The following is a 5,777-nucleotide window of genomic DNA, read 5'->3' on the forward strand; positions in this document are numbered from 1 at the left end:
AAGAAGTCGTTTCCGGAGAGACCGGCTACCTCGTGCCGACGCATGACCCGCAGGCCTTGGCAGAGGCTTTTCTGCGCTGCGCGGCTGACGTCGGCGCGGCGAAGGAAATGGGTGCCGCCGGCAGGCGGCGTGCGCTGCGACTCTACGACGAGCGTCGCGTGGTCGCGCTGCAGATTGAACGGATCGGGGAGCATCTGCGCTTTGCTGATCCGGCGATGAGTCGTATCTGCATCGTGCTGACCAGTCCTTTCGCCTACGAGTCGTTTATCCGCCCGCATGCCGAGCGGCTGGCGCGCGATCATGCCGTGACCGTCTGTTTCAACCGGGACGAATCGTCGATCCCGGTGCATTTCTCCCCGGGTGTCCGTTTCGTGCCGATGCCGATCGTGCGCGATATCGCACCGCTACGCGATCTTCGTGCTTTGTTCAGTGTGTGGCGTTTCATGAGGCGGGAGCGTTTCGATCTGGTCTTCAGCATCACCCCGAAGGGGGGAATGGTGGCGATGCTGGCGGCTCGGCTGGCTGGCGTTCCGTCGCGAGTCCATTGCTTTACGGGGCAGGTGTGGGCGACGCGGCGTGGGCTTGCGCGTTTCCTGCTGCAATCGGTCGATCGCGTCCTCGCGCTGGCGGCTTCCGACCTTCTCGCCGACAGCGCATCGCAAAGACGTTTCCTGATCGACGAGAACGTCGTCCCGGAAAGGAAGGTAGCCGTCGTTGGTGCCGGCTCGATCTGCGGGGTGGACATCGATCGTTTCCGTGCCGATCTAGGTACCAGGAGGCGTATTCGGGGCAAGCACGCAATCGCCGATGATGAGATCTGCCTGCTGTTCGTGGGGCGGCTGACGGAAGAGAAGGGCGTGGCAGACCTGATCGAGGCATTCCGACATCTCGTGTTGCGACATCCGGATCTGCGGCTCATGCTTGTCGGCCCCGACGAAGGGGGGCTGGCAGGGCATTGGGGCGATATCCCGGGGCTCGTCTTCGCCGGCTACACGCAGGCAGTCCATGAATACATGGCGGCTGCCGATGTTCTTTGCCTGCCGAGTTATCGCGAAGGTTTCGGCTCCGTGCTGATCGAAGCCGGTGCGTGCGGCCTGCCGGTTGTCGCTTCCAGAATCTACGGAATCACCGACGCCGTCGTCGACGGAGAGACGGGGCTGCTTCACGCGCCCGGCGATGTGAACGATCTATGTGCGCAGCTGGAGCGTCTGGTGGCAGCGCCGCAGTTGCGCAAGATGTTGGGGTTGCATGGACGACAGCGTGCCGAGGGTGAGTTTTCCCGGGATTATGTAGTCGGTCTCTATGCGGACTACATGGCTGCGCGCATTGCCCCCGCTAGAGCTTCTCGGACCATCAGTTCTTCTATCGGTCAGTCGTAATGAATCGTTTCGCCTATCGGTTTCCATCGGCAGGGCTCTTCTGGAGCTTGGCTTTCGTGTATGCCTCATTCATGGCGCTGCTGATGCAGAAAGTGGTACTTCCTCTGATTCCGGAGATGCATGCCGGCCACGGCTTGCTGCCAAACGATGCAATCGTGTTCCACAACATTGCGGTAGAGATGGCCGGGAAGATTCACGCAGAAGGCTGGGGAGCCTGGAAGCTTTTCCCGGGCGCTGCGGGTAACGTCGGAGTGCTTGCGGCCGTCTATGCGATTTTCGGTCCCGATCCCGCATGGTTCATTCCGCTAAATGCAGCAGCACATGCAGCCGGCGCCCTGCTTATCTTCCGGTTAGGACGTCGTCTGTGGCCGGGCGACGTCGGCGCGCTCGGTGGGGTCATGGCGGGGATCGCATTCCTTGTATTTCCTTCCGCATTGCAGTGGTACGGACAGAACCACAAGGATGCATTTGCGATCGCCGGTACGCTGTTGGTGCTCGATGCCTGGCTTGACCTTCATATTGAGGGGCGCACGACGGTCGGGCAATTTCTACGAAACGCATTTCAGGTCGTCGGTGGTATGTCGCTACTGGGTGTCGTCCGACCTTACTTTCCGGTGGTTCTGGTCAGTGCGCTATTGGCATCCTATGCGGTAGTTCTTGTGTCCTACCTCTTTTCCCGTAGTTCTTTGGCCATCAAGAAACCTCTGTTGTATCGACTCCTCGTCGTTGGGGTGGCCGCGGGGGTCGCTTTCGCTTGCACACGCATTGAAGTCGCGGCAGGTGTCTATGGTGAGGGGGATTCGCCGCTGAACATTCAGCTGGCAGCCGTTGACTGGACATGGCAGCCGTCAGATGGATTACCCTCTGCCGCAGATAAACTCTTAAAGCGCGCGTCGGAACTAAGAGCTCATTTTGTCGCCTTCGGACGTTCGGTGGGCGCGGGATCAGAAGTCGACGGGGATCGCCTGCCGAACAATGCCCTGAGTTCGATCGCTTATATGCCTCGCGCCTTGATGATTGGCCTGCTGGCGCCTTTCCCCGATGCATGGACCGAGCGGGTTTCGGTTCCTCGTCTGATCGGCGCTGTCGAGACGGCGATCTGGTATCTGTTCGCTCTCGGTCTGGCGATTACGCTGTGGAAAAGACCCAGCAGGCAGTTGCTCGCCGGCCTCGTTTTTTGCGCGACCTTGCTGGTCGTCCTCGCCTACATCCATCCGAACGTCGGAACCCTTTACCGGCAGCGTTTCGGTGTGTGGCAGTTCGTTCTGCTCTGCGGCGCCCTTGGCTGGGCGTCCCTGCTTCTCTCGCTGCTGAGAGGCAGTCGGTGTGTTTCCCCGCAGGGCGTTGCCGAGGGCGGTGCGACGCGGGATGCGCCGGAACGCACATCGCAAATGGATACGCTCGCCGCCTCCGGCGCCGTGGTGATGCTGATCACCCTGGTGTGCTACCTCGGCTTTCTCACCCGTGACCTGCTGCTGGTGAAGCAGTTGCGTATGGGGGCGGATCTGGATGCCTTCTTCACCGCCGCCATGATTCCGATGTTCTTCGTCACCTGTCTTGCCATGCCGCTGGCCGACGCGATGACTTCGCCCTTCCTGTCGTTCGGTAGGGACGGACAGGAAAAGCGTCGGGCGGAATTCGTCCGCCGGCTTCTCGGTTTCGCGGCTGCGATCCTGGGCGCCGTGGCGGTGCTCGTGGTGCTGGCGGCGCCTTACGTCGTCGGTGTCGTGCTGGGAGAAACGGAATCCGAGACCGCAGTTTCGGCTGCCGGCATGCTGCGCTGGTTCGCTCCGATCATCCTGCTGTCGGCGTGGACCGTGATCGGCAATGCTGCGCTCAACGCCTTGCGGCATTCCCGGGATGCTGCGCTTGGGCAACTCGTAGTGCCCGTCGCGACGATCTCGGCGCTGCTGGCGGCGCCGGCTGCCGCCGCCTCGTACGCCGCTATCGCCGGCATGCTTGCCGGCACGCTGCTGAACGCGGGCTGGGTGTTTTATCGTTTGCTTCCGCACGGGATCCGCCTGCTGCTGGCTCCTCCTGCGGCAGATCTGTTGCGACCGGCGACCGCCTCCTATCGGCGCCTGTTCCTGGCGGCATCGCTGACCGCGGCGTTAGTACCCCTGAACTATGCGTTTGCCGCCTCGGTGGTTTCGGGCGGGCTGTCGGCCTGGGCACTGGCGAACAAGATCGTCGTACTGTTCACCGGCCTCGCCAGCGTCGGCGCGTCGGCGGTCGTGCTCCCTTATCTGGCCCGGATGCTGGCGCAGGGGGTCGGGGTGCGGGACGATGCCCATTTCCTGCTGGTCGCCGGCTCCTGGATCGGTGGCCTGATCGCCGTCGGGGCGCTGCTCTTCGCCGATCCGCTGGTCGCCGCCGCCCTGTCGGACAGCGTGACGTCGAGCCAGCTCTCCGACCTGTCCGGTATCGTCAAGATCGGTGTGCTCCAGTTGCCGATCGCCATTGCCGGGGCGCTGGTCGCCAAGATGGCGATCGTTTCCGGGGCATCGTCGCGTGTCCTGTTTGCGGCAGCGCTTGGCTTTGCCTGCAACCTTTCGGTAAACCTGCTCCTGGTCCCGCATCTCGGCGTTCTGGGGGTGGCGGTTGGTGCTCTGGTTGCGACGGCGCTGTCGACCCTCGTACTGATGCTTGCGGCGCGTGCGAAGATCGGATTGACGCTGCGGGAAATCGTGACGCTGCTGGTCGGCTGGCTCGTCTGGGCAGGAACTGGGGTGGCGGCCGGCAGCCAGAGTGTAGCGGCGGTAGCCTGTGCCGTGCTGGCAGTGGGGGGGCTGGCTTGGGCGCAATTCAGGAACTGGGCGGATCTCCGGGACTGATGCCGGGCACAACGGCACCGCATGGGGCGTAGCACTGGCGACAAGAAGGGGGAGGCCGCGACGGCCGGGAGTTGAAAATGGAATACTGGGTCATCGCGACATTCGCTTGTGCCCTGACGACGGTCGGTTTTGCCTTGCGTTTCGGCTGGGCTTCGCGGCTTGCGCTGGACGAGCCAAATGCGCGCTCGTTGCATACGTCGCCGACGCCGCGGGTCGGAGGCCTGCTGACGGTGCCGTGGGCGCTTGCCGCGGGCCTGCTGCTGGCGGGGGAGTTCCGGGAAACGGCGATGCTGGCCGCCATCCTGTGCGGCTTCTCGTTCATCGACGACCGGGCGGGGCTGTCGGCCGGACTGCGCTTGCTGGTCCATCTCGGCCTGTCGGCGGCGGCGATGGTTGCCGCCAACGTCGGCGGCTGGCTGCTTGTTGTGGTGTCTGCGCTCGCAGTTGCCTGGATGATCAATCTCTTCAATTTCATGGATGGCGCCGATGGTCTGGCCGGTGGTATGGCTGTTATCGGCTTCGGCGCGTACGGCGTCGCCGCGGTGGCGGCAGGCAACGGCGACCTTGCCCAGCTATCGTTCTGCGTGGTCGCAGCCGTATCGGGATTCCTTGCTTTCAATTTTCCGCCTGCCCGAATTTTCATGGGCGATGCGGGGTCGACGACGCTGGGTTTTCTTGCCGGGACGCTGGGGGTCGTCGGTTGGCTGCGCGGCGTCTGGCCGCTGTGGTTTCCCGTTCTCGTATTCTCGCCATTCGTTGTCGATGCTACGGTCACCCTGATTCAGCGCGCCTTGCGCCGGGAGAAGGTGTGGCAGGCGCACAGGGAACATTCTTACCAGAAGCTGGTGCGGATGGGGTGGTCCCATCGGCGCCTGGCGTTTGCAGAATACGCCCTCATGCTTGCATGTGTAGGAGTCGCGTTTGCCTTGATGGATGCGACGGTGGTGCTCGTATCTACCGGGTTGAGCCTTGCTGCACTTGCTTATGCGCTGATCATCGTTACCATTGGCGTAAAATGGCGCAACTTTCAAGGCTGCTCCGGACGATAGCTGCGTGTTCCTTCTCGATTCCCCGTTGATCCCTCGTCGCGTCGTGGCGTTTGTCCATGATCTCTGCGCGCTCGCCCTCTGCTGGTTTGCCGCCTACTGGCTGCGCTTCAACCTGGAATTGCCGCAGGAGCACCTGAGCACTGCGCTGATTACTCTGCCTTGGCTGTTCGCCATCCATGCGCCAACCTACTGGCTCTTGGGCCTCTATCGCGGCATCTGGCGTTATGCGAGCGTGATGGATCTGCGGCGGATCATCGTCGCCGTCTTGGTCGCTTCGGGTCTTGTCGCGGGCGCCTTGCTGATGCTCCAGATACAAGGCGTGCCGCGCTCGGTTCTGGTGCTGCACCCTCTGCTGCTGGTTCTCGTGATGGGCGGTAGCCGCTTCGCCTACCGGGCGTGGAAGGACCACGTGCTCTACGGGCGGATCGCCTTCGAGGGCGAGCCCGTGCTGGTGCTCGGTGCCGGCGATGCGGCGGATCGCCTGTTGCGGGAGTTGGATCAGTCCTCCGATTGGC

General features: G+C 63.0%; 4 protein-coding genes. All 4 read left to right on the top strand.

Annotation, left to right across the window (positions count from 1 at the left end):
- Positions 1-32: 32 nt before the first annotated feature.
- Complete coding sequence (locus RKP46_RS08175) at positions 33-1,379, top strand: glycosyltransferase (RefSeq protein ID WP_311106189.1); 1,347 nt, start codon at positions 33-35, stop codon at positions 1,377-1,379.
- Entirely contained in the window at positions 1,379-4,213 is a 2,835-nt protein-coding gene (locus RKP46_RS08180) for a lipid II flippase MurJ (protein WP_311106190.1), read from the top strand. Before RKP46_RS08175 ends, RKP46_RS08180 begins: the two co-directional genes overlap by 1 nt.
- Positions 4,214-4,290: 77 nt before the next feature.
- Positions 4,291-5,262 carry a glycosyltransferase family 4 protein gene (locus RKP46_RS08185; protein WP_311106191.1) on the top strand — a complete coding sequence of 324 codons (972 nt, stop codon included), beginning with the start codon at positions 4,291-4,293 and terminating at the stop codon, positions 5,260-5,262.
- A gap of 4 nt (positions 5,263-5,266) precedes the next feature.
- On the top strand, positions 5,267-5,777 hold a 511-nt coding region (locus RKP46_RS08190), incomplete at its 3' end, for a nucleoside-diphosphate sugar epimerase/dehydratase (protein WP_409194117.1).

Origin of the sequence: Accumulibacter sp., from assembly GCF_031732815.1 — a bacterium.
GTDB lineage: Bacteria > Pseudomonadota > Gammaproteobacteria > Burkholderiales > Rhodocyclaceae > Accumulibacter.

Excerpts from the sequence above, each read along its gene's own strand:
- RKP46_RS08180 (WP_311106190.1), top strand. The coding sequence starts at position 1,379 with ATGAATCGTTTCGCCTATCGGTTTCCATCGGCAGGGCTCTTCTGGAGC.
- RKP46_RS08185 (WP_311106191.1), top strand. The coding sequence starts at position 4,291 with ATGGAATACTGGGTCATCGCGACATTCGCTTGTGCCCTGACGACGGTC.